Origin of the sequence: Aliiroseovarius sediminis, assembly GCF_022678485.1 — a bacterium.
Taxonomy (GTDB): domain Bacteria; phylum Pseudomonadota; class Alphaproteobacteria; order Rhodobacterales; family Rhodobacteraceae; genus Aliiroseovarius; species Aliiroseovarius sediminis.
Genome location: NZ_JALBYP010000032.1, coordinates 272,772 through 296,843, shown reverse-complemented (window position 1 = coordinate 296,843; position 24,072 = coordinate 272,772). Strand labels below are relative to the sequence as shown.

The window sequence follows — 24,072 nt, the reverse complement described above, 5'->3', positions numbered from 1 at the left end:
CATCGGTGAATTGTGACAAGGCGCGTCAGGTTTTGCGAAACGCCGTGATGAAAAACCCGTCCATCCCGCCAAGATCGGCATTGAAATGAGGCATGATGCGCAGGCCTTCGGGTCCGATCCAGTCGCCGACGACCCCCGGAAGGCGCAGAGCGTCCAGATCAAGCTGCACGTTCGCATGGCGGCCCAGCGCATCGCGCACCTGCTCTTCGCCCTCGTCGATCAGCAGGCTACAGGTGCAAAAAACCAGACACCCGCCCGGCTTCAAGAGCCCGATGGCGCGGTCGATCATGTATTCCTGCAACTCGAACAGGCCGGGAAAGTCGCTGCCATCCTTGGCGTGGGGCAAATCGGGATGCCTGCGGATCGTGCCGGTGGCTGTGCAGGGCGCGTCCAGCAGGATTGCGTCAAACTGAGGCTCGTCAAATTCCAGCGCGTCACCAATGACCAACGTCGCCTTTAGCCCGGTGCGCGCAAGGTTTTCAGCCACGCGCTTCATCCGCACCTCGGACACGTCCAGCGCCGTCACATCCGCGCCCATCGCGGCCAGTTGCATCGTTTTGCCACCGGGCGCGGCACACATATCCAGCACCCGCGCACCCGCATCCGGCGCAAGCACCTTTGCTGGCAAGGTGGCCGAGGCATCCTGCACCCACCATTCCCCCGCCTCATACCCGTCCAGCCCCGTCACCTGCCCGGCATCGTGCAAGCGCACCGATCCTGTCGGCAACAGCGTTCCGCCAAGGCGTTTCGCCAGATCAGCAGCGTCCCCCCTCGCAGTCAGATCAAGCGGAGGCGCCTTCGCCTGTACAGCTTCGATCGCTTCGACCTGTGCCTTGCCGTAATCGGCGATCAGCGGTTTGCGCAGCCATTTTGGCAGGCGCGGGACCGGCAGGCTGTCCCATTTTCCCGCCTCGTCCGCCACCTTGCGCAAAACGGCGTTGACCAAACCGGCCAGCCGCTCGGTTTCGCGACCCGCGCGGGTCACGCCGACCAAATCATTCACGACGCCATGCGCGGCCCCGCCCGTGCAGATCTCGGCCACACCCAGCCGCAGAATGTTCAGAACCCGCGCAGGCGGACGTTTTTTCAAATGCGGCCCCAACATGCGGTCAGACCGATCCATGTTGCGGAGTGCAAGAAGGGTCAGACGCTGAGTGCGGGCGCGGTCTTCGGGGGCAACTTTGGCCAGCCGTTTCGGCAATGCCTCGGACAGCAAGCGATGCTCGTCCAGCACGTCCCCCAACAAATCCACCGCGATATGTCGCGGGTCCACGGCGTTGCTCATCGCTGTCCCTTTGCGTTTCATCTGCGCGCGACCTATATCATGGCACAGAAAGCCACAAGGATCAGGCCCATGCCCGACACGCCCTCAAATCCCGAAACCGAAGCAGACCCGAAGCGCGATCTTCCGCCCGCCGCCAAGCGCGCCCTGGCCGAAGCCGCGGAACGCCGCAAGAAGGCCGACGCCGAAGCCGAAACTCGTCCGACAGAACTCGGAGGCCGTGACGGGCCTGAGCCTGTCCGCTATGGCGATTGGGAAAAGAAGGGCATCGCGATCGACTTCTGATCGGCCAGCCTGCGCCGGGATTACAACCCCAGCACGTCCATCATGTCGTATTCGCCGGGTTTCTTGCCCTGCCCCCAAAGCGCGGCTTTCACCGCCCCGCGGGCGAAAATCGCGCGATCTGTTGCAACATGCCGCAGAACAATACGCTCGCCGGGGGCGGCAAACATGACGTCGTGTTCGCCGACGATGTCACCGCCACGCACTGCATGAAAGCCGATGTCACCCCTATTGCGGGCACCCGTCATGCCGTCCCGGCCCCGGTCTGACACATCGCCCAGATCGACGCCACGACCGGCCGCCGCAGCTTCGCCCAGCATCAGGGCGGTGCCTGATGGAGCGTCCACCTTGTGATGGTGATGCGCCTCGATAATCTCAATGTCGAAATCTTCATCGAGCGCCTCGGCCACTTTGCGGGTCAGTTGAACCAACAGATTCACCCCAAGGCTCATGTTGCCCGCGCGCACGATGGTCGAATGACGTCCGGCCAGCGCCAGCTTTGCCAAATCATCGTCGCTAAGCCCGGTGGTGCCGATCACGTGAACGGCCCGCGCCTGCGCGGCAATCTCGGCCATGTCGACGGTCGCTGCGGGGGCAGTGAAATCAATGACCGCCTGCGCCTTTGCCATCGTCTCCAGCGGGTCATCGGACACGGTGACACCAAGCGCCTGACCGCCCATGCAAACGCCAACATCCTTGCCGACCCACTCATGCCCCGGACGTTCCAACGCGCCGACCAGTCGCGCGCCCTTGTTCGCGTTGATTTCACGGATCAACATCTGGCCCATCCGGCCTGACGCGCCCATCACCACAATGCCCGGCAAATCGCTCATCTTCGTCTCCTTCGCTTCACCGCTGTCTAGCGCGGTTGCCCTATCTTGGCAAAGCCCTGTTGCGAAGGCGCGCAATCGGGCCTAAATGGCCCTTATGGCAAAGAACCGATTTCATGACACAGCCGGCCCGACGCAGCGACAGCTGCGCATCGCCGAGCTGATCCGCCGGACCCTGTCCGAAGCATTGATGCGTGGCGATGTGCACGACCCCGACCTTGGGCGCATGTCGATCACAATTGGCGAGGTGCGCGTGACCTCTGACCTCAGCATCGCTACCGTGTTCGCCCTGCCCTTGGGTGGCAAGGATAGCGATCTGGCGATCAAGGCGCTGGCCCGCAACAAGGGCGAGTTGCGCCGCATTCTGGGCAAGGCGTTGAAGATCAAACACACGCCCGACCTGCGCTTCATGGTGGACGAAACCTTCGACCAGATGGATCACACCAATCGCCTTCTGTCTCAGGAACGCGTTCAGCGCGACCTGAAAGCGAAAGACGAGGACGGGTCGGAGGATACCTGATGGGACGCCGCAAAAAGGGGCGGGACATTCACGGCTGGCTGGTCGTGGACAAGCCCGCCGGTGTCAGCTCGAACGCCGTGGTCAACAAAGTCCGCTGGGCGATGGATGCGAAGAAGGCAGGTCACGCCGGGACGCTGGACCCCGAAGCCACCGGCGTTCTGGCCGTGGCGCTGGGTGAGGCCACGAAAACCGTGCCCTATATCACCGACGCGCTGAAAGCCTATGTGTTCACCATCCGGCTGGGCCAAGCCACAAACACGGATGACACCGAAGGCGAGGTGATCGCGGAAAGCGATGCGCGCCCGTCGGATGACGACATTCAAGCCGCATTGGGCCAGTTCACCGGGCAGATCATGCAGGTGCCGCCGAAATTCTCAGCTGTCAAAATCGACGGCGAACGCGCCTATAAACTCGCCCGCGACGGCGAAGATGTCGAGATTGCTGCTCGTCCCCTCTGGGTCGAGGAATTGGTGATGCTGGACCGACCCGACGCAGATCACGTCACGTTAGAGATGACCTGCGGCAAGGGTGGCTATGTGCGCTCAATCGCGCGTGATCTGGGCGAGGTGCTGGGCTGTTTCGGTCATGTCCGCGAGCTACGCCGCATCTGGTCTGGCCCCTTTGACGCCGAAGACGGCGTCAGCATGGATCTGGTTGAGGAATTGGCAAAAACCGGCGAGCTTGACGCCTATCTGCGCCCGCTTGAAGATGGATTGGCCGAGCTTCCCGAGCTTAGAACAACCGACGAAGGCGCCGCGCGTCTGCGCCACGGCAACCCCGGCATGGTGATCACGTCAGACGTCGAATATGGCGACGAGGCATGGGCCGCGCATGATGGGAAAGCCGTTGCGGTGGGCATCTATCGCGCGGGGGAATTGCACCCGTCGCGGGTGTTCAACCAGTAGGCTTCGGTGCCACCGCCCGGCGGGTGAGGTCACTCAATGATTTCGCGCACAACGGGCTGAGGCTCTGGTGGTTCACCAATTGCATAAGCCGACAACAGGGTCGCCTGTGCCTGATCCGCGGCTTCTTCGCTGTCAGCATGAACAAAAGCGATCGGATCGCCCTTTTCGACCTCGGCCCCGACAGGCAAAAGGCCCGTCAGCCCGACCGCCGGGTTGACCGCATCGCTGGACACGCGCCGCCCGCCGCCAAGCTCGACCACTGCAAGCCCGACATCGCGCGTTTCAATGGCGCTGACACAACCCGCAGCGGGGGCGGGCACCGCACGTTGCAGGGCCGCTTGGGGCAGATGAGCGGTGTGATTTTCCATGAAATCCGCGGGGCCGCCAAGGGCTGCGACCATCTTGCCAAACCGCTCGGCCGCGCGACCATCTTCAAGCGCGCTCAACGCCAGTTCGCGCGCGCGATGGCGGTCATTCTCGATCCCCGCTGTCACCAGCATTTCGCCGCAGAGGGCGATCACGACCTCAAGCAACCGGGGTTCGCGCCGTGTGCCCATCAGGAATTCGACAGCAGTCGTGACCTCGACCGCGTTTCCGGCGGCGTCAGCCAGCGGTTGGTTCATGTCGGTCAAAAGCGCGTGACACGGCAGTCCCGCCGCGCCGGCAACCCCGGTTATGGATATAGCCAGCTCTCGGGCGCGGTCGAAATCCGGCATGAACGCCCCGTTGCCGAATTTCACGTCCATCACCAGCGACCCAAGCCCAGCCGACAGTTTCTTGGACAGGATCGAGGCCGTGATCAGCGGGATGCTTTCCACCGTCGCGGTCACATCGCGAATTCCGTAAAACCGCTTGTCCGCCGGGGCCAATTGCGCGGTTTGACCGATGATGGCGCATCCAACCTGTTGCACCACCTTGGAAAACCGCGCGTTGTCGGGGGTGGCCACATAACCGGGGATCGACTCCATTTTATCAAGGGTGCCGCCAGTGTGCCCCAGCCCGCGCCCCGAAATCATCGGGACGAACCCACCGCACGCCGCGACGATCGGGGCCAGCATCAGGCTGACATTGTCGCCAACACCGCCGGTGGAGTGCTTGTCGACCACTGGGCCGGGAAGGTCAGACCAGTCGAACACATCGCCGCTGTCGCGCATCGCCAAGGTCAGCGCCGCAACCTCGTCCCGGGCCATGCCATTAAGCAGCACCGCCATGGCGAAGGCCGCGATCTGCGCGTCACTGGCGCTGTCGTCTGATATCCCCTGCACCATCTCAGCAATCTCGTCCGCGGTCAAAACCTGCCCGTCGCGTTTTTTTCGAATGATCTCGGCTATCAGCATGGTCGTCCCCTTCTGTCTGTCGCCAGTGTCGGACCAATCGCGGGGCGGTGCAAGGGCTTGCCAAGCCAGCGCGGCGGGTTCAAAACGCAGCCATGATTACGCGAGAGTTTCAGAAGGGCGATGCCCATTCCGCTGCGGTCTATTCGGACTGCGAAAAATATCGTTATCAGTTGACACGGGTCTGGGAACCGGCGGGGCGCAAGGCGTTGTTCATCATGCTCAACCCCTCGACCGCGACCGAGGTGCAGAACGACCCAACCGTCGAACGCTGCGAACGACGGGCGCGAACGCTGGGATTCGGGGCATTTCGTGTCACCAACATCTTTGCTTGGCGCGACACCGATCCACGCGCGATGCGGGCGGCGGATGAACCGGTCGGACAGGCAAACGACGACGCCATTCTGGACAGTTGCCCTTGGGCCGATCAGATCATATGCGGCTGGGGGACCCACGGGGCGCATCTGGACCGCGGCAAGACGGTCGAACGCCTGCTGCGCGACACCCGAATACCCATCTATCATCTGGGTCTGACCAAGGATGGCCACCCGAAGCATCCGCTCTACATCGCTTACGCACAGCAGCCGCAGCCTTGGGTCTGAGGCCACCAAACAGCCGGCGACACGTCAACCCAGAACGTTCTGTGACACCTCGACATAGACATCATGGGTGGTTGCGCCCGGCGCGCCCTTAAGGATCACAACAACTTCGCCATTCACAGTGACGATCCCATCCTCGCCCGTGGCAGAGGGATGCACGTCGTATTCCAGATCGCCAGTATCATGATCGGGGTCCAGTGAGACACGCAGGAAATCCTGCCCGGGTACGAAATCCGTCACCTCGGCATGGTCTTCGCCAGCTTCAGCGTCGGAATAGACCCAAAACACATCCTCGCCGGCGCCGCCGGTTGCGATATCGGCACGATCCATGATCAGGGTATCGTCGCCCAGACCGCCATCCAGCCGGTCCTGATCACCATCAATGTGCCAGTCGAAGTCATGTTGCTCGGCGCCGCTACGCTCCATCGCGTGGCCCAAGTGGTTGATCGTGTCGTTCCCGTCTCCGCCGGTCAGGACATCAGCGCCGTAGCCGCCATAAAGCGCGTCATCGCCCCCACCACCGACAAGGGTATCGTCATCAGACATAGGGCCGTCGGGGTTTTCATGCACGCCGCCAAACAGCTGATCGTCACCATCACCGCCCCACACTGTATCTTTGCCCGTCCCGCCATCCAGAAAACTGTCAAGACTGCGTGTGCCGTCCAGAATATCATCACCGGCCCCACCGAATCCCGCCAACACGCCTTCGCCGGCCGTCAGCGTATCATTCCCGTTATTGCCAAATAAATAGGCCGCCTGATCGCCCGCGGTCAGCACATCATCACCCGCGCCGCCATCGACCACGTCAACCGCCGTATCGTCACCCGTTTGCACGATGGGTGAGCCATGGAAGGTGTCGATCGACCCGGACCCAGTGCCTTCGACCTCATCATCGGCCAACGCAAGACCGTCATCTGCATCGTCCAGTATCGTCTCATTCATCTCATCCAGAAAATGGCCGAGGTCTTCACGCCCGTAATGCGAATCCGTTTCGGTCGCCAGAAGCTGGTCCAGCAGTGTTGCAGGCTGGTGCGGCGCGTCACCGTCACCCAAACCGTTGTTGGGCAACAGCACATCGTCGGTGTCGGCACCCCCCGCATCACCAGTACTTTGCCCACCGATCAACTGGTCGTCGGTATCGGGCGAAAGCACTTCTGTATCATCGGCCCCATCGCCGGACGTATCACCAGTAATGAAATCGCCAACATCTGTCGTTGGTACGGGTTGCAGTCCTTGCCCGGCAGCATCATCCGTGTCATCCAGCGGTTCACCCAAAAAGCTCTCTGACATCAGCGCAACCGGCACAAGGCCCAAAAATAGCAACGAAAACAACATATAATCACTCGTCTTCCAAGAAAGGCGACACGGCATCGCCCGCACATCGCCGACCGAACAAGGTCAACCGGTTGCGATTGTAGCGTACAGGTCGCAAACTCATACGCCAAAATAGTTACAAACTTAAGTTAATGATTTCTTAACAAATGGCTAATCGCAGGAGAAACGGTGACTTGGAATGTTGAAAAGCCGAAAAAACTCGAACGAAACCGACCCGGCCGAACGCGAAAAATCGCTGTCCCAAGAGGTGCGCGACCTGCGAACCCAAGTTGAACGTATGAACAACCATCGCTTTATCCGCCTTCACGACAGCGTTTGGAAGCTAGGTTTGTTTCAGCTTTACCGGGGGCTTGCCTTCGGTCTTGGTTCGGTGCTGGGCGCTACCCTTCTGGTGTCGGTTCTGGCTTTCATACTCGCATCCATCGACTTCGTCCCTGTTCTTGGCGACTGGGCAAAGCAGATCATTGACGAAATACAGACGCCATAACCCGACAACGGGTCTGTGCGCTTTTTCCTTTGCCTTTTGGGGGGAATCTTCCTATACGCCCGCATCTGCCTGCACCTTGCGGGCGGATATCTCCACGGGCCTTGCTGGACGACATCCCGGCCTGCGCCATCAACCCTAACCTATGAAGGAGACCCCGATGTCGATTACGCCTGAAGAAAAAACACGACTGATCAAAGAGTTCGGCACCAAAGACGGTGACACAGGTTCGCCCGAAGTGCAGGTTGCAATCCTGTCCTCGCGCATCGCGACCCTGACCGAGCACTTTAAGACCCACAAGAAAGACAACCACGGTCGCCGTGGCCTTTTGAAGATGGTTGCGCAGCGTCGCAAACTTTTGGACTACGCACGCGCGAAGGATGAGGCCCGGTATCAGGACCTGATCAAACGTCTCGGCCTGCGCCGCTAAGCGCTGATCCAAGACCTTGATCAAGGGGCTGTTTTGCAGCCCCTTTTTCTTTGCCGCCCGTCATACCCGGCGCCTTTACGTCGGGTTTCACTTGATCGGTGGCCCGCTGATCGCCCAAAATGACAGCCAGTCGGGGGATCGTCATGAAAGCCACATTTGCCGTTCTGATCAACATGGGCAGCTTACACAGGCTGTTGCCGTTCTGGCTGGCCGGTGTGTTCGCCCTGATCTATTGGTTCACCCCCTTGCTGCTTTTGGCAGTGGGTTACGGGATCGTGGCGCAGTTCGTTGTCGAATACGCGATGCACCGTTTCCTGTTTCACCGCGAACCACCCACCGATCAGGGTCCGTTCAACGACCTGTACCGCAGCCATATCGGCCACCATGAGTTTCCCAACGATCCCGAGTTCTTTACTGGCGGCGACCACTGGTATCCTGTGCGCTTTGGCTTGATCTCGTTCGTGGTCCACGGCCTGATCCTGTGGCCGTTTCTTGGGTTTGGCACCGCGGTGCTGGCGGCCTATGTCGCGCTGTTCGTCGGGTCGGTCAGCGCCTTTGCTTTCTATGAATACTGTCACACACTGGCGCATGTGAACGTGCCCAAAGGCTGGTTCGGGCAACGCGTCACACGCAGCCATCTTGCGCACCATTTTCAGGATCACCAAGCCACCTTTCATGTCAGCTTCGGCATGGGCTGGATCGACCACCTGTTCGGCACCAGACACGACCGCGATGTTGCCCGTGAACGTTTTCACCGCGACACAATCCTGTCGATGGGAATGGACCCTGAGGACCTGCGATTGGTCACCGCGCGCAAAGCGTTCGGCATCACCAAAGTACCGCGTGGCAAGCTGACCCGGCAACAAGCCACCGAAAGCCCCACGCCTTCGGCCTAGGCGCAAACAATCCTGTTTCCAAACCCCTGTTTTTCCGATATGGACCGCCCATCTGAGACGTGACGCTTCGACCCCGGCGCATGAAACGATAGAGGGGTCGGTGGCAATGGGGCCACCATGACAACGGAAGACCCGGAGGGCCGGGAGCGCTTCCAACTAGGAAAACATGATGTTTGATGTAACCAAGAAATCGATTGAGTGGGGCGAAGAAACCCTCACTCTGGAAACGGGCAAGGTTGCCCGTCAGGCTGACGGCTCGGTTATCGCCACTTTGGGCGAAACCTCGGTCATGGCCAACGTGACCTTCGCGAAAGAACAGAAGCCCGGTCAGGACTTCTTCCCGCTGACGGTTCACTATAATGAAAAATACTATGCAGCCGGTAAAATCCCCGGTGGCTTCTTCAAACGCGAAGCCCGCCCGACGGAAAAAGAGACGCTGACATCGCGTCTGATCGACCGTCCGATCCGCCCGCTGTTCGTCCCCGGCTTCAAAAACGAAGTTCTGGTGATCTGCACTGTGCTGAGCCACGACCTTGTCAACGATCCCGACATCGTGGCGATGATCGCGGCCTCGGCAGCGTTGACCATTTCCGGCGCCCCCTTCATGGGTCCGATTGCTGCGGCTCGGGTTGGCTTTGAAGATGGCGAATACATCCTGAACCCAACTTGCGACGACATGCACCAGCTGCGCAACAATCCCGACCAACGTCTGGACCTTGTTGTTGCTGGTACAAAAGACGCCGTGATGATGGTTGAATCGGAAGCTTACGAGCTGACCGAAGCCGAAATGCTGGGCGCTGTGAACTTTGCACACGAGCAAATCCAGCCGGTGATCGACCTGATCATTGACCTGGCCGAAGCTGCCGCGAAAGAGCCGTTCGACTATCAGCCTGCTGATTACTCGGACCTTTACGCCGCTGTGAAAGCCGCTGGCGAAGACAAGATCCGCGCAGCTTACGGCAACACCGACAAACAAGAACGTGTTGCTGCACTGTCTGCTGCCAAGGAAGACATCAAAGCCGCCCTGACGGAAGAGCAGCTTGAGGATGAAAACCTTGGTTCCGCGCTGAAAAAGCTGGAAAGCTCGGTTGTGCGTGGTGATGTCGTGAAAACCGGCAAGCGGATCGACGGCCGTGCACTGGACACAGTTCGTCCTATCGTTTCGGAAGCAGGCATCCTGCCCCGGACGCACGGCTCGGCCCTGTTCACCCGTGGTGAAACGCAAGGTCTGGTTGTGACCACTTTGGGCACCGGTGACGACGAACAGATGATCGACGCGCTGACCGGCACCTACAAGTCAAATTTCATGCTGCACTATAACTTCCCGCCCTACTCGGTCGGCGAAGTGGGTCGCTTTGGCTTCACCGGTCGTCGTGAAATCGGTCACGGCAAGCTGGCTTGGCGTGCGTTGCAGGCGGTTCTGCCGTCGGCCACCGACTTCCCCTACACCATCCGCGTTGTGTCCGAGATCACCGAGTCCAACGGATCAAGTTCGATGGCGTCGGTCTGTGGTGGCTCGCTGTCCATGATGGACGCGGCTGTTCCGCTGAAAGCACCGGTTGCTGGTGTGGCCATGGGTCTGATCCTGGAAGATGACGGTTCTTACGCTGTTCTGACCGACATTCTGGGTGACGAAGATCACCTGGGCGACATGGACTTCAAAGTGGCTGGCACCGAAGACGGGATCACGTCCTTGCAGATGGACATCAAGGTCGCAGGCATCACGCCCGAGATCATGGAGAAAGCCCTGGCGCAAGCCAAAGAAGGCCGTCTGCACATTCTGGGCGAGATGAACAAAGCCCTGTCCGCTGGCCGCGCCGAATTCTCGGCCCACGCCCCGCGCATCGAGACGATGAACGTGCCCACCGACAAGATCCGTGAAGTGATCGGTTCGGGCGGCAAGGTCATCCGCGAGATCGTGGAAGTGTCGGGCGCCAAGGTCGACATCAACGATGACGGCGTGATCAAGATCGCATCGCCCAATGGCGACGCCATCCAGAAGGCCTATGACATGATCCACGCGATCGTGGCAGAACCGGAAGAAGGCGCTGTCTATACTGGTAAGGTCGTGAAGATCGTCGATTTCGGCGCCTTCGTGAACTTCTTCGGCAAGCGCGACGGCCTTGTGCATGTCAGCCAGATCGAAAACCGCCGCCTGAACCACCCGTCAGACGTTCTGAAGGAAGGTCAGGAAGTGAAGGTCAAGCTTCTGGGCTTCGACGATCGCGGCAAGGTGCGCCTGTCGATGAAAGTCGTGGATCAGGAAACCGGCGAAGAGATTGCCCCTGAGCAAAAGAAAAAAGACGAAGACGCATAAATCGCGGATCGTTTGGAACAGAAAGCCCCGGTGCAAACACCGGGGCTCTTCGTTGTCTTTCTCATCGTCCACTCCTCGGTGGCTACGATGAGCAACAAACCCTCTCTTAGCAAATAACCCTATTTGGACCCATAAGCGCTGACGCCAGACACTTCGTGTCCAAAGACTTGACCGAAGTTGCCAGAATACTCGATGTTGAAGTTTATGACTTTTCCGCGCCGAGGGTCGAGCAGTTTCGGTCATCGGGCATCCAGAATTGAGCGGTTTGGTTAGACGGTTCTTGCCCTATGCAGTGCTTTACTCTGCGCCAGTAATTGCGCTGCGGCTAGCCAAATTTGACCGAAGGTTGAGAACAACACCTCTGAAGACTGAGACTAGCCCCTAAGTACGAGAAAACTGAATTCTTCCTTTTCATCGTGTTCTAGATCAATGTAGTTCCAAGCTTTTCCCAGACTGTTGGCGATTTTTCTCATTCGTTCGGACGCATTTCTTGCAGATTTTTTAGCAAATCGTAAAACGACAACTTTATCTTCAATCAAGAAAGCTTCATCGCCAACTCGATCGACAAATTGAATCGATACCGCATAGGGATTCCCCTTGTCGTCTACCGCATAAATGTCAAGAACTTTGCCGACTCGACGTTCAAATATCGAAGCAAGATCATCGCAATCGGAAGGATCGCAAAACATTGCTAGTTTCGTACCCGGCTCATCGCAAAGATGACTAGTAGTTAGTTCAATTCTCATCGCTTTGCTCTTCATTATCGCCATTTTTTTCTCGTGACCTGCCACTGAACTTTCATCCACCCGAAGCCGGAGCCCTTTGGGTTGATACGCCGATTGGCGCAGGCGGAGCAATCGACATACGCGCGGAGCTTTCAGATTGCGCAGCGCGGATGTCGGGTGCGGTGGACAGTCGCTCGGCAAACCCCTTGGGTGTCTGATAGCCGAGCGCGAAATGTGGCCTTGTTTCGTTGAAGTCAGCAGCCCATGTCCGGATCACGGCGCGAGCGTGCGCCATGTTCCGGAACATGGTCTCATTCAAAAGCGCATCCACTGCCCGGCAGGCGATTGCGAAGCAATCTGCCGAGAGGGGCGCATGCGGCCGTTGAAACTCTCGATGAAACCGTTCTGCATGGGCTTACCCGGCGCGATGTACTGCCATTCGATCTTGCGTTCGGTGACAAAGGTTAAGATCGCGTTGCTGGTCAGTTCGCTCCCATTGTCAGACACGATCATCCCCGGCCTGCCGCGCCTTTCGATCAGCGTCGCCAATTCCCGCGAGGCATTCCCGGGTCACGTCGTCCACGACGTTGAGGATGCGAAACCGCCGCCCGCAAGCAAGCTGGTCGTGAACAAAATCCAGCGATCCCGCCGACCGACAGCGGTTTGCATGCAAACCGCGAGAGGGCGCGCGCATTTGGCCGTGCCACGACCGGGATCGGGGCACGGGTTCCCACCGCCTTGCGTCTGGCCCGGCGTTTGCGCACCGTGAGCCCCTCTTCGCGATAGAGCCGGTAGATGCGATTGATCCCTGACATCTCACCCTCACGGCGCAAAAGTACGAATAGCCGCCGATAGCCAAACCGGCGACGTTCATTGGCCAGATCCCGCAACCGTTGGCGCAGCTCCGTCTTGGGCGGTCTCATGGACTGGTAGCGGATCATCTTGCGATCTGCCCCACCGAGGCGGCAGGCCCGCCGCTCCGACAGGCCAAGCTTGGCCTGCAGATGCGCAAGGGCTTCGCGCTTAACGGCGGGCCCTACCATTTTTTGCCAGCAGCTCCTTCATTGCTGCCGCATCAAGTATCTGCTCGGCCAACAGCTTCTTCAACTTGGCGGTCTCATCTTCCAGCGTCTTGAGCCGTTTGGCGTCCGACACCGTCATCCCGTCAAACTTCGCCTTCCAGGCATAAAAGGTGCCTTCCGACATCCCATGCTTGCGGCACAGGTCAGCACACTTCGCGCCCGCCTCATGCTCGGTCAGGATACCGATGATCTGTTCTTCTGTGCATCGCGTTCGCTTCATGGTCCGTCCAGATCTGGGTCAGACTCTAATTCCAAATGGAGGGAAAATCCCGGGGCCGGTCAAAAAGCACGGCTGGCGAGGCCTCGCGTCGGTCAACCCAAGCATCGCACGACGACTGCTCAGCCTGACGGAACTGATGCAACAGTCGTGGCAAAAACATCTGCCCTCACCTTTTTACTTCCGATTGCTCCGCTTCAGGTTCAATCACGCCGCGCTTTTGAAGCCATCTGGCAAGAACACCGCACAACAGCGCCCACCCCGTGCCAACAACCCAACCGGCGACAACATCAGACGGCCAGTGCACACCCAGAAAGATCCGACTGACCCCGATTGCCAAGACCAGCAAAATTGCAATCGAAGTCACGTAAACCTTTACCGCGCGGCGTTCAAGACCGCGCGCAAGCATGACCGCCAGCGTCAGGTACACGACCGCCGCCATCAGTGAATGACCACTGGGAAAGCTTGTTGTGTCGACATAGGATCCATGAGGGATGATATCCGGGCGCGGTCGCTCGAAAAAGCCTTTGAACATCTGGCTGATCAAAAGACCTATCAGAACCGACAGCAACAGATACACCATGGACCGGCGCTGTCCGATCAGCCAAAGAAAACCCGAGATTGCCAAAACCACGAACGTAAGGACCGCAACGCCGCCCAAGGCAGTCACATCCCGGATCACCTCTGTGAGCCAAGCGGGCACCCGGGAGTCCGCACCATATGTCAGGCTTCCAAATGATCGCAGGATATATTGGTCGAACCTGTGTGTGTCGCCGTCGGAAACCGCATCGGCAAGTTCGATGAAAATCCAAGCCAGCAAGGATACGACAATCAAGACAATAAGTTGCCGACTCTGCGCATTTCCGTTCCAGATCATAGCAGCCATTCCACCGGCAACCAGCCTATCACCTTCAGCAGGACTGACTTTATCCAAGTCGTGCCCGGCTCGGATATCGTGGTTTCGCTATTGTTTCTCCATGTCAGCGCATCGTCGCGCAGTTCTACCTGCCAAGCAACTCCGTCGAGCTTTCGGTCAAAACTGGCATGAATAATTCTGGCCATCGACGAAGACTCAATCAACAGACCCATTTCGGTGTTCAAACGGGTGGAGCGCGGGTCAAAATTGAACGATCCCACGAAAACCCTTTTGCCATCCACAGCAAAGGTCTTGGCATGAAGGCTCGTCCCCGACGACCCGAACGGGCCGACCCGTTCGGGCGGAATCCGGATGGTGAGTTGTTTTTGTAACTCGAACATCTCGACGCCGACGGCGAGCAGATCGCGGCGGCGTTTGGCATAGCCAGCATGAACGGGCAGCACGTCCGTTGCTTCAAGCGCATTGGTCAGCATGCGCACCTGGACCCCCTCCGATTCAAGCTTTGAAAAGGCCTTTACCCCGGCTGCACCCGGCACAAAATAAGGCGAGATGCCGTCAAACCGAGACTCTATCCGACCGACTGCCTTCCTCAACCGAACAGCCAAAAGATCTTCTGTCGGGACTGCGCCCAGCCCCTTGACCGGATCGTCACTGACCAAAAGTGCCTTCGTCCATTCAAGATCAAACGACCCCGCAGAAAGCGCAGCGACGATATCGGATGCTTCGATAATCTTGCGGTACTCGGCCATCTGAGGCGTGCTCTGGAACCGTTCGAGCCTGTCCGAAATCGGATCACCCCCGGAGGCTAACCCCAGAATGGGACCGGCTGGATGCACCGCCGGCGCGGCCCAGTATTTATCGAAGTCGGCGGCGACCTCCGGGACCACCTTGCCCACGGCCAACACATCCAAATCAAGATAGAGCGCGGTCGGCCCGGTTCCGAAATACTGGTCGCCGATATTGCGACCTCCAAGGATCGTCGCGGCCCCGTCCACTGTGAACGATTTGTTGTGCATTCGACGGTTTAATCTGAAGAAATCGAACCCGTAGGACAGCATCTTGAATCGACGCAGATTGAATGGATTGTAAAGCCGCACTTCGACATTGGGATGCGCATCAAGGCTGGCGAGTTCCGCATCCAATCCCGAAGTGCCATTGTCATCCAGCAGCAGTCGCACACGCACACCGCGCTGAGCCGCCCGCTGAAGCGCCTCCAGCAAAAGCGTGCCGGTCAGATCGTTCTGCCAGATATAATATTGTGCGTCGATGGATGAAACCGCAGCTTCGGCCAAGATCATCCGCGCTGCAAAAGCATTCGCGCCGTCATCCAGAGCGCCGATACCCGTTTGTCCGGTATGCGCATTCAAGCGGTTTCGTATGGCCCGAACAATTGGTGCACTGTCTGAAACTGGCAGCGCGGCGCTATCTATTCGTTCCGGCGTCTCCGGGAGCGGGAAGATGACACGCGCGACGATCACGAAGAAAAAGATACATGAAACGGCGATTGCAATTAGTTTTAAAACGAACACGCCAGTTCTCTTCCTCAACGCCTCTCGGATATCCCGGGACCGGTGCAACTCTAGCAAAGTGCGCGGATCGAAGCCATCCAAACAAAGTGATGAATTTGCCGCACTCTGTCAGCGAACTTCGGATGCCTTCGACATTGCCATATCCATCACCAGCACACCGGCGTCCAAGGTGAGATCCAGTCCATAAGCCTCTTACAAGAGAATAAGGCTGATGGATGGGACAAGCGCCAAAAGCAGCAGTGCGATGCAGGTCACCAAGAAGAAAGGAAGCGCGACCTTGAACACGGCCAATGGGCTGACATGCGCGACCGAGGCCGCCACATAAAGGCCAATTCCGACAGGTGGGGAAAGAAGGCCGAGAATGAGGTTGATCGACACAACGACACCAAAATGCACCGGATGGATACCGTAGACATCTGTCGCAATCGGTAAGAGGATCGGCACCACCATGATAAGGCCCGCGATCCCATCAATGACCGTGCCGACAAGGACCAACACAACCAAGACCAGCAGCATAAAGGCAGTCGGCGTTGTCGCCACAGTCTGAATCCAACCAGCAGCTGCCTGCGGGATTTGTCCATACACCAAGACCCAGGAGAACACGCTGGCAGAGGCCACAAGGAAAAGCACCAGCGCAGAGTTGAGCCCGGTTCTGAGCAAAATCGCGGGAAAGTCGGACAGGCGCAGCGACTTGGTAACAAACATGCCGATGATGGCAGCGGTCAATGCCCCAAGCGCCGCGGCCTCGGTCGGAGAGCCGACACCACCAAGGATCGTCCCGATGATGATCGCAGGGATAATCAGCATGGGCAGCGCCTTTTTCAGCGCGCCCCCCTTCTCGCGCCAAGACAGCTTTTCGCCAACCGGATAGTTATAGCGTAAGCCCATCAAAGCGATGGTGCCCAAGAACAACCCCGTCAAGAGCAATCCCGGCAGGAGCCCTGCCAGAAGCATGTCCCGAACAGCAAGCTGAGCGAGAACCGCATAGACCACAAACACGATGGAGGGCGGGATAATGGGGCCCAATAGTCCACCAAATGCGGTAACGGCAGTGGAAAAGTCACGGCGATAACCTGCACGTTCCATTTCGGGGACCATGACTTGCGTCATCATGGCGATCTGCGCGGTTGCAGACCCCAAGATCGACGCGACCATCATGTTCGCAATCAGGTTGATGTATGCCAAACCGCCACGAATCGCGCCTAGAAAAGCGGCAGCAAGCCTGACAAGTCGTTGCGTAATGCCCGCACCATTCATCAACTCGCCAATCAGAATGAACAGCGGGATCGCCAGAAGTCCGAAGTTGTTCAAAGATCCGAACAACTGAAGCGGATAGCTGTCCAAAAGCAAGGGGTTGCCAGACCCAATGATGAACACAAGCGCCGTGATGCAAAGCACCAGTCCGATTGAAACACCAAGAAAAAGTAGTACGAGGAATGCGATGGCTGCCATAGCTCAGTGCTCCGATAACCTGACACCGACGGGATCTGCGCCCCGTTCTACGAACCCAAAATCTTCCATCAGGTTTGCCGCCGCATGGATCGTGATCGTGATCGCAAACCAAGGTATGATCAGGTAGAACCAGTATGAAGACAGGCCCATGACAGGCGTGACGTCAGTGTAGATGAAGTTGAATGTTGTTGCTTCAAAGTCTGCAACATCAAGGTTGACCGCAAGAAGCCCCAAAGGGTTGAACCAGCGCCAGCACAGATAAAAAAGCGTTATGCCGAAAGCCAGGCTGATGAACGATATGATGACCTTGAGGACACCAACAGCCTTGGTCGGAAGAAGTTCATGAAGCAAGAAAACAGCCGGGTCTGTCCGTGCCCTCAGCATCAAAGATGCGCCGACGAAACCGGACAAGATCATGAAATGAATGGCAAGTTCATCGGCCCAGGCCAGCGTAATGCCGACCAATCGCAAAAGCACATTTGCAAGAACAAACCCGGCGATACCTGCAACCAAGAGGCCAAGTACAATTTTTTCAACAGCCACGACAGTCGCGGATACTTTCACAATGGCGCGGGGTATAAACAAATGCTTGGTCCATCCTTGCGAGAGTTTCGGAATTCAGGGGTGGCCACGCTGAGCCACCCCTGTCCATAGCTTTGCTACTTTAAAACTCAGCCACAACTGCACGCAGTTTTTCAACGTATTCCGTCTGCTCTTTCCATTGAGCATCCCAGTCGGCCACGGCACCCTCGAAGAAGTCCATGCCGACATTCTCGGTGATGTTCAGGCCCTCAACGCCCTTAAGCGTTTCAAACTTGCCGGCTTCACCTTCGACAAAGCGGTCGATTGTCGTGTCGCAGTGGGTCTGGACCCCCTCGCGCAGGATTTCCTGATCTTCGGGGGAAAGGCCTGCCCAAACACGGCCGGACACCAACGCCACCATGGGAAACATCTGATGGTTGGTTTCAAGCAGGTATTTCGCGTGGTCGTGATAACCGAAGTTGATAATGGATTCATAATCCATTGCAATCGCGTCGACCTGACCGTTCGCAAGCGAGTCATACACTTGTGTCAGCGGCATCGGCGCAGGCGCTGCGCCAATGATTTCAAAAAATGACCGCATGGGAGGTGCAGGTGTGATGCGGAAACGCTTACCTACCAAATCAGCTGCGCTGTTCAGCGGCTCGCGGCTCATCATCTGGCGCATCCCTGTCATCGCATAACAGACACCGATAGCTCCGAGCGCGCGTGGCATTTGGTCGAGGATCTCGCGGGCTTCCTCCGAGCGCAGCACCCGCGCCGCATCTTCGATGTTATCAACAAGGAACGGCGTGTGGAGTGCGCTGACGTCGGTGACGCGCGTCGTCACCTCCCCCGATGTCAGCCATGCCATATCCAGCGCCCCGGTTTGAAGCTGCTGCAACATTTCGCCTTCCGAACCCAATTGACCCGACGGGAACAGCGCGACAGAGAACCGCCCGCCTGAAAGTTCGCCCAGGGTGTCCCCCATGGCTGCGGCTTCTTTGTTCCAGACGTGGGCCGGCGGTGTGATAAGTCCCACGCTGAACTCGCGGTCCTGCGCAATAGTAGCGCTTGGCACAAAGGTGATGGCGGCACATATCGATGCAGCAATTCCTGTGAGTTTCATAAAGTTCCCCTCCTGCTTGACTGACCGTTCCGTTTATCGACCGGCCTTGTCCATTTCATTCGTATGCAAACTATTTATCAAGTCATTTAACAGGTCAAGGTTTTCCTTTTGTCACTGTCGCCGAACCCCGAGCATTTTTGAAAGCTATAGATTAGTTGGTGCCTAAGGCCGTGACTGCGGCTTCACCTGTCGACACGGCTTTTTCTGGCATTTGCGACCCCTCGAACTCATGGCATACTGACTGCCTTTGGTCGAAGCTGAGGGAGAGTGATTGACCCATCAAATAGGGTTGCGGTGGTCCATGAAGCACATGTTCTGATCGCTTTGATAACATCTGCAAGACAGAATGCCGCACCCCTCTCGTAAGATTATGCATCGGGTTTACGCTTTTTGCGCGGCCAAAGCGACGACCCGATGACCAGAATTATCAGCGCAATGATTGCCAGAGATACCGGTCGCTCAAGAAAGACGCTCCATGATCCACGGCTGATAATTAGCGAACGGCGCATATTTTCTTCCATCAATGGGCCAAGAATCAGCCCGAACACCAACGGCGCAACGGGGATGCGCAGCACCGTCATCACATACCCCATACCGCCCAGCACCAACATCATGACCAGATCCGAGATACTGTTGCGGATCGCGAAAGCGCCGACCATGCAAAGCAAGGTGATCAGCACCATCATGACATGCGTCGGTAATTTCATGACCTGCACGATACCTCGCAGGCAGACCATACCGACAGCAAAGGTCAACAGAACCGCCAACATGATCGACCCGTAGATCGCACCGATTATTTCGGGGTTCTCGGTGAACATCATCGGCCCTGGCTGCAGTCCGTGAATGATCAGCGCGCCGATCAAGATGGCAGTCATCGGATCACCAGGAATGCCCAACGTGATCATAGGTATCGTTGCGCCCCCTGTCAGCGCACTGTTGGCCGCTTCCGGCGCAGCGACCCCGCGCGGCTCGCCTTTGCCGAAGATATACTTGGTCCCGCGCGATAGCCTTTGTTCGACCGTATAGGCCACAGCAACGGCAATGGCCGAACCCGCCGCTGGGATCGCGCCGATAAACGTCCCGATGACGCTGCCCCGGACCCATGTGGGCGCAACACGGGCCAGATCGGCGACAGTGGGAAATAGCTTGCCAATCGGAGGCACTTTGGGAAGTGGACCAGAGCGGGACGCAGCCAGCGTTCCCAGCACTTCGGTTATACCGAAAATGCCAATCGTCACCGGGATGATGTGGATGCCGTTCTGAAGCACAGCAGTTCCGAAATCGAACCGCGCAACACCAGTGACAGTATCAAATCCGACCATGCCAAAAATCAGGCCGATCGCGCCGGAAAGCAGCCCAGCCAACATCGTCCCATTCGCGGCGTAGGCAAGCAGGACCAAGCCAAAAAGCGCAAGCAGGGCAAACTCTGGGCTGCGGAAATTCATCGCCGATTTTGCAATAAGCGGCGCGATCAGCATCAACGCAAAAACCCCCAGCACGCCGCCAACCGTCGAAGCAATCAGCGCATGGCCCAGTGCACGCCCTGCCTTGCCTTGTTGCGCCATCGGATAGCCGTCGAACTGTGTCACGATGGCGCCGGGCGTGCCCGGAATATTAAGCAAGATCGCCGACACCGATCCGCCGAAAACGCTTGCCACAAGCACCATCAACAACAACATGATCGCCACTTCTGGTTCCATCCCGAAGGTCAGCGGCAATAGGATAGCCAGCGCCATAGTCGAACTGACGCCAGGCAGCGCACCCAGCACGATCCCGACGGCCACCGCGACGACCGCGACACCGAACAGCACGGGGTTCTGAAAGAAAATATCGAATGATTGAAGAACAACATCAAGAAGCATTTGGTTATCCTTGGGGCAGTGGCACGCGCAGAAGCTGCACGAAAACGATCTCGATCAACGCAATAGCAATCGCGGCCAGTACCAGTGCCGTGACCCCGCGGCGCCAGCGCACGGGTTGGCGGCTGTCCAATTGATAAAGCCAAACGGCCGCGAAAAGGAAACCAGCGATCCGAAACCCGATAATGCCCGACAAAAAGGCAGCGACCAACGAACTGAACAGAAAGGCGACCGGAATCACCAGACTTTGGACAGAGAGATCCTCCAGCCCCGGGTTCGAGCGGATGAACCCGTCGACAAGCATCCACAGACTGCCCACAGTTAATGCTGTGCAGACCATTACAGGCAAAACCCCTGGTCCCGGATCAAGCCCCGGCACGCTGAAAGATTCGAGGATCGGCGCATTTGACAGAATGCCGTACCATCCAAGCCCGGCCCATAGAAGGAAAAACAGACCGGCCCCGATCCCCGGCCTGTGCGGTGCAGGAGTTTGGTTGCTTTGCGTATCCGGCATGGCGTCGCTCCTTTGTTGCGGTAAGAATAAGGGGGCCAGTCGGCCCCCTTTCTATGACTGGCAGACCTATTTTGCGTTTGCCGTAACAAGACCGCCGTCATCCAGAACAGGGTACACTTTCTCGTCCTGTTCGGCCAAAAACGCACCGAACGCCTCGCTGTCGCCGGGCGAGATGATCAGACCGGCTTTCTGGGTTGCCGCCAGAAAGTCTTCATCCTTCATCACGTTCATCAGCGCGCTTTCAAGAATTTCAACGCGGTCCTGCGGGACGCCCTGGGGCAGGAAGAAGCCCACAAAATCGCTGAACACGAAATCGACACCGCTTTCCTTGAACGTTGGCACATCCGGTGCGCGGAAATGACGTTCGTCACCCGCGACGGCGATGATCTTGACCTCGCCGCCACCAGCGAGGCCGATCATCAGCGCGGTCGGGATCGTTGTTGCGTTGGTTTCGCCCGAGGCAATCGCAGCAACCGCTGGTGCGTAGCCCTGATAGGGGATCGTTGCGAACTGGGTGCCGATGGCTTTTTGGGTCAACAGCGCCGAGATGTTGGCAAATCCGCCGGGGCCATCATTGGAATTAAGGATAAAGTCCGGCTCATTCTTGGCCTTGTCAATGAAGCCCGCAAGATCTTCGATCCCGCTGTCCGTCCGAACGCTCAGCGAAGCAGGTGATTTTTCGATCAGTGCCAGCGGCTTGATCGCATTCCACGGCGTCGCGTTTTCATTCATATAGGTTTGCGCGATGACATGCAGACCCATCACGCCGACTGTATACCCGTCAGGGTCCGCATTCGCGGCTGCCCGCACGCCCGTTGTTCCGGCTGCACCCGGCTGGTTGGAAATGACGACCGGTTGCGACAGTTCGTTAGACAAGTAGTCCCCGACAAGACGCGCAACCGTGTCATGCGCGCCACCGGCGGGCCATGCGACAACGACATTGATCGGCTTGTCTGGAAAATCCTGTGCCAGAAGGGCGGTGCCGGAAAAGGTCCCAAGCACCGCAGCGCAAAGCCCGGCAGCAGTGTGTTTGATCATTGAGCGGCGAAAGATGTTCATGTGTCGTCTCCTCTGATGGTTGGGAATATTATTTTTGTTCCCTTGGTTCGTTTTACCTGCACAGTCACGCTCTGCGACAGGTTAACACTTAATAAGATACGCACGTGAAGGTCACATACTTTTTTCCGCGGCCGGCCCTATTGCCGCCCGCAAGAACAGATACTTCAAAGCTTGCCGGTTAGTTCGGGCACGGCATCGAAAAGGTCCGCAACCAGTCCGAAGTCGGCAACCTGAAAGATCGGCGCTTCTTCGTCCTTGTTGATTGCGACGATGATCTTGCTGTCCTTCATTCCTGCAAGGTGCTGGATCGCGCCGGAAATGCCCACGGCGATGTAAAGTTCGGGCGCCACCACCTTGCCGGTCTGACCAACTTGCCAGTCATTCGGCGCATAACCGGAATCTACCGCGGCACGGGACGCCCCGACGGCAGCCCCCAGCTTGTCCGCTAGCGCTTCAATCATCTTGAAATCGTCTTCCGACCCGACGCCGCGCCCGCCGGACACGACCACACCGGCCGAGGTAAGTTCCGGTCGGTCGCTTTGTGCCAGCGTGTCCTCGACCCACGAACTCAGGCCAGGGTCCTGAGCCGCCGAGATTGTCTCGACAGGGGCGTCGTTGCCGTCGGCCGCTGCATCGAACCCTGTCGTTCGTATCGTCATGACCACTTTGGGATCAGCCGTCTTGACGGTCTGGACCGCATTGCCCGCATAGATTGGGCGTTCAAACGTCTTGGCGTCGACGACCCCTGATGCATCAGAGATGATCATCACATCCAGCAATGCGGCCACCCGTGGCATCACATTCTTCGCGTCCGTCGTGGCAGGAGCAACGATGTGGTCAAATTGATCCGCAAGGCTGACGATCAAAGCCGCAGTGGTTTCGGCAAGGCGGTGCCCCAGCGATGCATCTTCTGCGACCAGAACTTTCGCAACGCCGTCGATTTTCGCCGCCGCATCGCCAGCCACCGCCGCACGTTCACCGGCGCACAAAACAGTGACGTCGCCAATCAGCTTTGCCGCTGTCACGGCCTTTGCCGTGGCGTCCAGCGCAAGTTCGCCATTATTGACTTCTGCAAGTAGAAGAACGCCCATTAGACTGCCCCCGCTTCTTTGAGTTTCGACACAAGTTCATCCACCGATCCGACAATAATGCCCGCAGCGCGTTCCGCCGGTTCAGCAGTCGACAAGACTTCAAGCCGCGGGGTCGGGTCAATCCCGTAGTCGGCCGCCGTCTTTTCCTCTAACGGCTTCTTCTTTGCCTTCATGATGTTGGGCAGTGACGCATAGCGCGGTTCGTTCAGACGCAGATCAACGGTGATGACACTTGGCAGCGACACCTTGATCGTCTGCAGGCCGCCATCAACTTCGCGGCTGACGATGGCGGCATCATCTTTCAGCTCCAGTTCCGAGGCGAAGGTGCCTTGCGACCACCCCAGCAGAGCCGAAAGCATCTGCCCGGTCGCGTTCATGTCGTTGTCGATGGCTTGCTTGCCACACAGCACAATGCCGGGCTGCTCTTCCTCGACGACCTTGGCGAGAATTTTCGCCACGGCCAGCGGCTCGATATCGGTTTCGACATTATCGGCGGCAACGACAAGCAGCGCACGATCCGCACCCATCGCCATTGCCGTGCGCAGCGTTTCCTGCGATTGTTTCACGCCGATCGACACAACGACGACTTCGTCGGCGGTGCCGGCCTCTTTAAGCCGGATCGCCTGCTCGACCGCGATTTCGTCAAATGGGTTCATCGACATTTTCACATTCGCCAGATCGACACCGCTCTGATCTGCTTTGACGCGCACCTTGACGTTGTAGTCAATTACGCGCTTGACGGGCACGAGGACTTTCATGAGGTTAGGCTCCTTCTTGCACTGTTCTTGAAGATCAACATGACGTT

At 58.0% G+C, this 24,072-nt stretch carries 24 protein-coding genes and 1 pseudogene; 8 read left to right on the top strand and 17 right to left on the bottom strand.

Translation table 11 applies throughout. The features are described 5' to 3' along the window. Positions 1 to 25: 25 nt before the first annotated feature. Positions 26 to 1,285 (bottom strand): RsmB/NOP family class I SAM-dependent RNA methyltransferase, encoded by a 1,260-nt coding sequence (locus MN186_RS10470; protein WP_242114310.1) that lies wholly within the window; start codon positions 1,283 to 1,285, stop codon positions 26 to 28. Between the two features lie 69 nt (positions 1,286 to 1,354). Here MN186_RS10470 and MN186_RS10465 point away from each other — a divergent pair, with 69 nt between their 5' ends. Then, complete coding sequence (locus MN186_RS10465) at positions 1,355 to 1,567, top strand: DUF1674 domain-containing protein (RefSeq protein WP_242114309.1); 213 nt, start codon at positions 1,355 to 1,357, stop codon at positions 1,565 to 1,567. Between the two features lie 20 nt (positions 1,568 to 1,587). Here MN186_RS10465 and dapB read toward each other — a convergent pair whose 3' ends face one another. Further along, positions 1,588 to 2,397, bottom strand: a complete 810-nt coding sequence (gene dapB / locus MN186_RS10460; RefSeq protein WP_242114308.1) for a 4-hydroxy-tetrahydrodipicolinate reductase — start codon at positions 2,395 to 2,397, stop codon at positions 1,588 to 1,590. Between the two features lie 94 nt (positions 2,398 to 2,491). Between dapB and rbfA the strand changes: the two genes are divergently transcribed. Together rbfA and truB are read left to right on the top strand one after the other, a co-directional pair. After that, positions 2,492 to 2,914 (top strand): 30S ribosome-binding factor RbfA, encoded by a 423-nt coding sequence (gene rbfA, locus MN186_RS10455; RefSeq protein ID WP_242114307.1) that lies wholly within the window; start codon positions 2,492 to 2,494, stop codon positions 2,912 to 2,914. Next, entirely contained in the window at positions 2,914 to 3,819 is a 906-nt protein-coding gene (gene truB / locus MN186_RS10450) for a tRNA pseudouridine(55) synthase TruB (protein WP_242114306.1), read from the top strand. Before rbfA ends, truB begins: the two co-directional genes overlap by 1 nt. 29 nt (positions 3,820 to 3,848) lie before the next feature. On the opposite strand, the gene deoA is transcribed toward truB, so the two are convergent. Continuing rightward, positions 3,849 to 5,156 (bottom strand): thymidine phosphorylase, encoded by a 1,308-nt coding sequence (deoA, locus tag MN186_RS10445; protein ID WP_242114305.1) that lies wholly within the window; start codon positions 5,154 to 5,156, stop codon positions 3,849 to 3,851. 92 nt (positions 5,157 to 5,248) lie between these two features. Here deoA and MN186_RS10440 point away from each other — a divergent pair, with 92 nt between their 5' ends. Next, positions 5,249 to 5,755 (top strand): DUF1643 domain-containing protein, encoded by a 507-nt coding sequence (locus tag MN186_RS10440; protein WP_242114304.1) that lies wholly within the window; start codon positions 5,249 to 5,251, stop codon positions 5,753 to 5,755. A gap of 24 nt (positions 5,756 to 5,779) precedes the next feature. Here MN186_RS10440 and MN186_RS10435 read toward each other — a convergent pair whose 3' ends face one another. After that, positions 5,780 to 7,042: a calcium-binding protein gene (locus tag MN186_RS10435; RefSeq protein ID WP_242114303.1), complete on the bottom strand. Its 1,263-nt coding sequence runs from the start codon at positions 7,040 to 7,042 to the stop codon at positions 5,780 to 5,782. A 223-nt stretch (positions 7,043 to 7,265) separates the two neighbouring features. On the opposite strand from MN186_RS10435, the gene MN186_RS10430 reads away from it, so the two are divergent. After that, complete coding sequence (locus MN186_RS10430) at positions 7,266 to 7,574, top strand: DUF5665 domain-containing protein (protein WP_242114302.1); 309 nt, start codon at positions 7,266 to 7,268, stop codon at positions 7,572 to 7,574. A 157-nt stretch (positions 7,575 to 7,731) separates the two neighbouring features. After that, complete coding sequence (gene rpsO / locus MN186_RS10425) at positions 7,732 to 8,001, top strand: 30S ribosomal protein S15 (RefSeq protein ID WP_242114301.1); 270 nt, start codon at positions 7,732 to 7,734, stop codon at positions 7,999 to 8,001. Here rpsO and MN186_RS10420 read toward each other — a convergent pair. Then, positions 7,976 to 8,146, bottom strand: a complete 171-nt coding sequence (locus tag MN186_RS10420; protein ID WP_242114300.1) for a hypothetical protein — start codon at positions 8,144 to 8,146, stop codon at positions 7,976 to 7,978. The genes rpsO and MN186_RS10420 overlap by 26 nt on opposite strands. Here MN186_RS10420 and MN186_RS10415 point away from each other — a divergent pair. Together MN186_RS10415 and pnp are read left to right on the top strand one after the other, a co-directional pair. Continuing rightward, positions 8,145 to 8,897, top strand: coding sequence for a sterol desaturase family protein (locus MN186_RS10415; RefSeq protein WP_242114299.1), 753 nt, complete (start codon positions 8,145 to 8,147; stop codon positions 8,895 to 8,897). The two genes, MN186_RS10420 and MN186_RS10415, sit on opposite strands and share 2 nt — an antisense overlap. A gap of 169 nt (positions 8,898 to 9,066) precedes the next feature. After that, the gene (pnp, locus tag MN186_RS10410; protein WP_242114298.1) at positions 9,067 to 11,214 is read left to right on the top strand and encodes a polyribonucleotide nucleotidyltransferase; all 2,148 of its coding nucleotides are present in this window, start codon (positions 9,067 to 9,069) and stop codon (positions 11,212 to 11,214) included. 374 nt (positions 11,215 to 11,588) lie between these two features. Here the strand turns inward: pnp and MN186_RS10405 are convergent, their stop codons facing one another. The 12 genes and pseudogenes from MN186_RS10405 to MN186_RS10350 all read right to left on the bottom strand — a co-directional run bounded on the left by MN186_RS10405 (position 11,589) and on the right by MN186_RS10350 (position 24,025). Further along, on the bottom strand, positions 11,589 to 12,020 hold the full coding sequence (locus tag MN186_RS10405) for a hypothetical protein (protein WP_242114297.1): 432 nt from the start codon (positions 12,018 to 12,020) through the stop codon (positions 11,589 to 11,591). After that, positions 12,013 to 13,241 (bottom strand): annotated as a pseudogene (locus MN186_RS10400) (IS3 family transposase). The gene MN186_RS10405 and the pseudogene MN186_RS10400 overlap by 8 nt, the downstream one beginning before the upstream one ends. Before the next feature lie 166 nt (positions 13,242 to 13,407). After that, the gene (locus MN186_RS10395) at positions 13,408 to 14,124 is read right to left on the bottom strand and encodes a phosphatase PAP2 family protein (RefSeq protein WP_242114296.1); all 717 of its coding nucleotides are present in this window, start codon (positions 14,122 to 14,124) and stop codon (positions 13,408 to 13,410) included. Then, positions 14,112 to 15,644: a phospholipase D family protein gene (locus tag MN186_RS10390; protein WP_242114295.1), complete on the bottom strand. Its 1,533-nt coding sequence runs from the start codon at positions 15,642 to 15,644 to the stop codon at positions 14,112 to 14,114. The genes MN186_RS10395 and MN186_RS10390 overlap by 13 nt, the downstream gene beginning before the upstream one ends. Positions 15,645 to 15,836: 192 nt before the next feature. Next, positions 15,837 to 17,096: a TRAP transporter large permease gene (locus MN186_RS10385; protein ID WP_242114294.1), complete on the bottom strand. Its 1,260-nt coding sequence runs from the start codon at positions 17,094 to 17,096 to the stop codon at positions 15,837 to 15,839. Between the two features lie 3 nt (positions 17,097 to 17,099). Further along, the gene (locus tag MN186_RS10380) at positions 17,100 to 17,639 is read right to left on the bottom strand and encodes a TRAP transporter small permease (RefSeq protein WP_242114293.1); all 540 of its coding nucleotides are present in this window, start codon (positions 17,637 to 17,639) and stop codon (positions 17,100 to 17,102) included. A gap of 121 nt (positions 17,640 to 17,760) precedes the next feature. Next, positions 17,761 to 18,744 (bottom strand): TRAP transporter substrate-binding protein, encoded by a 984-nt coding sequence (locus tag MN186_RS10375; RefSeq protein WP_242114292.1) that lies wholly within the window; start codon positions 18,742 to 18,744, stop codon positions 17,761 to 17,763. Between the two features lie 368 nt (positions 18,745 to 19,112). Further along, positions 19,113 to 20,606 (bottom strand): tripartite tricarboxylate transporter permease, encoded by a 1,494-nt coding sequence (locus MN186_RS10370; RefSeq protein ID WP_242114291.1) that lies wholly within the window; start codon positions 20,604 to 20,606, stop codon positions 19,113 to 19,115. Positions 20,607 to 20,610: 4 nt separating this feature from the next. Continuing rightward, positions 20,611 to 21,117 carry a tripartite tricarboxylate transporter TctB family protein gene (locus MN186_RS10365; RefSeq protein ID WP_242114290.1) on the bottom strand — a complete coding sequence of 169 codons (507 nt, stop codon included), beginning with the start codon at positions 21,115 to 21,117 and terminating at the stop codon, positions 20,611 to 20,613. A gap of 66 nt (positions 21,118 to 21,183) precedes the next feature. After that, entirely contained in the window at positions 21,184 to 22,176 is a 993-nt protein-coding gene (locus MN186_RS10360) for a Bug family tripartite tricarboxylate transporter substrate binding protein (RefSeq protein WP_242114289.1), read from the bottom strand. A 164-nt stretch (positions 22,177 to 22,340) separates the two neighbouring features. Next, the gene (locus tag MN186_RS10355; RefSeq protein WP_242114288.1) at positions 22,341 to 23,267 is read right to left on the bottom strand and encodes an electron transfer flavoprotein subunit alpha/FixB family protein; all 927 of its coding nucleotides are present in this window, start codon (positions 23,265 to 23,267) and stop codon (positions 22,341 to 22,343) included. Beyond that, positions 23,267 to 24,025, bottom strand: coding sequence for an electron transfer flavoprotein subunit beta/FixA family protein (locus MN186_RS10350; protein ID WP_242114287.1), 759 nt, complete (start codon positions 24,023 to 24,025; stop codon positions 23,267 to 23,269). The genes MN186_RS10355 and MN186_RS10350 overlap by 1 nt, the downstream gene beginning before the upstream one ends. Positions 24,026 to 24,072 lie beyond the last annotated feature (47 nt).

What these genes read in the sequence shown, in the direction of transcription:
- MN186_RS10470 (WP_242114310.1), bottom strand. Translation starts at nt 1,285, where the DNA reads ATGAGCAACGCCGTGGACCCGCGACATATCGCGGTGGATTTGTTGGGG.
- MN186_RS10465 (WP_242114309.1), top strand. Translation starts at nt 1,355, where the DNA reads ATGCCCGACACGCCCTCAAATCCCGAAACCGAAGCAGACCCGAAGCGC.
- dapB (WP_242114308.1), bottom strand. Translation starts at nt 2,397, where the DNA reads ATGAGCGATTTGCCGGGCATTGTGGTGATGGGCGCGTCAGGCCGGATG.
- rbfA (WP_242114307.1), top strand. Translation starts at nt 2,492, where the DNA reads ATGGCAAAGAACCGATTTCATGACACAGCCGGCCCGACGCAGCGACAG.
- truB (WP_242114306.1), top strand. Translation starts at nt 2,914, where the DNA reads ATGGGACGCCGCAAAAAGGGGCGGGACATTCACGGCTGGCTGGTCGTG.
- deoA (WP_242114305.1), bottom strand. Translation starts at nt 5,156, where the DNA reads ATGCTGATAGCCGAGATCATTCGAAAAAAACGCGACGGGCAGGTTTTG.
- MN186_RS10440 (WP_242114304.1), top strand. Translation starts at nt 5,249, where the DNA reads ATGATTACGCGAGAGTTTCAGAAGGGCGATGCCCATTCCGCTGCGGTC.
- MN186_RS10435 (WP_242114303.1), bottom strand. Translation starts at nt 7,042, where the DNA reads ATGTCAGAGAGCTTTTTGGGTGAACCGCTGGATGACACGGATGATGCT.
- MN186_RS10430 (WP_242114302.1), top strand. Translation starts at nt 7,266, where the DNA reads ATGTTGAAAAGCCGAAAAAACTCGAACGAAACCGACCCGGCCGAACGC.
- rpsO (WP_242114301.1), top strand. Translation starts at nt 7,732, where the DNA reads ATGTCGATTACGCCTGAAGAAAAAACACGACTGATCAAAGAGTTCGGC.
- MN186_RS10415 (WP_242114299.1), top strand. Translation starts at nt 8,145, where the DNA reads ATGAAAGCCACATTTGCCGTTCTGATCAACATGGGCAGCTTACACAGG.
- MN186_RS10420 (WP_242114300.1), bottom strand. Translation starts at nt 8,146, where the DNA reads ATGACGATCCCCCGACTGGCTGTCATTTTGGGCGATCAGCGGGCCACC.
- pnp (WP_242114298.1), top strand. Translation starts at nt 9,067, where the DNA reads ATGTTTGATGTAACCAAGAAATCGATTGAGTGGGGCGAAGAAACCCTC.
- MN186_RS10395 (WP_242114296.1), bottom strand. Translation starts at nt 14,124, where the DNA reads ATGGCTGCTATGATCTGGAACGGAAATGCGCAGAGTCGGCAACTTATT.
- MN186_RS10385 (WP_242114294.1), bottom strand. Translation starts at nt 17,096, where the DNA reads ATGGCAGCCATCGCATTCCTCGTACTACTTTTTCTTGGTGTTTCAATC.
- MN186_RS10375 (WP_242114292.1), bottom strand. Translation starts at nt 18,744, where the DNA reads ATGAAACTCACAGGAATTGCTGCATCGATATGTGCCGCCATCACCTTT.
- MN186_RS10370 (WP_242114291.1), bottom strand. Translation starts at nt 20,606, where the DNA reads ATGCTTCTTGATGTTGTTCTTCAATCATTCGATATTTTCTTTCAGAAC.
- MN186_RS10365 (WP_242114290.1), bottom strand. Translation starts at nt 21,117, where the DNA reads ATGCCGGATACGCAAAGCAACCAAACTCCTGCACCGCACAGGCCGGGG.
- MN186_RS10360 (WP_242114289.1), bottom strand. Translation starts at nt 22,176, where the DNA reads ATGAACATCTTTCGCCGCTCAATGATCAAACACACTGCTGCCGGGCTT.
- MN186_RS10355 (WP_242114288.1), bottom strand. Translation starts at nt 23,267, where the DNA reads ATGGGCGTTCTTCTACTTGCAGAAGTCAATAATGGCGAACTTGCGCTG.
- MN186_RS10350 (WP_242114287.1), bottom strand. Translation starts at nt 24,025, where the DNA reads ATGAAAGTCCTCGTGCCCGTCAAGCGCGTAATTGACTACAACGTCAAG.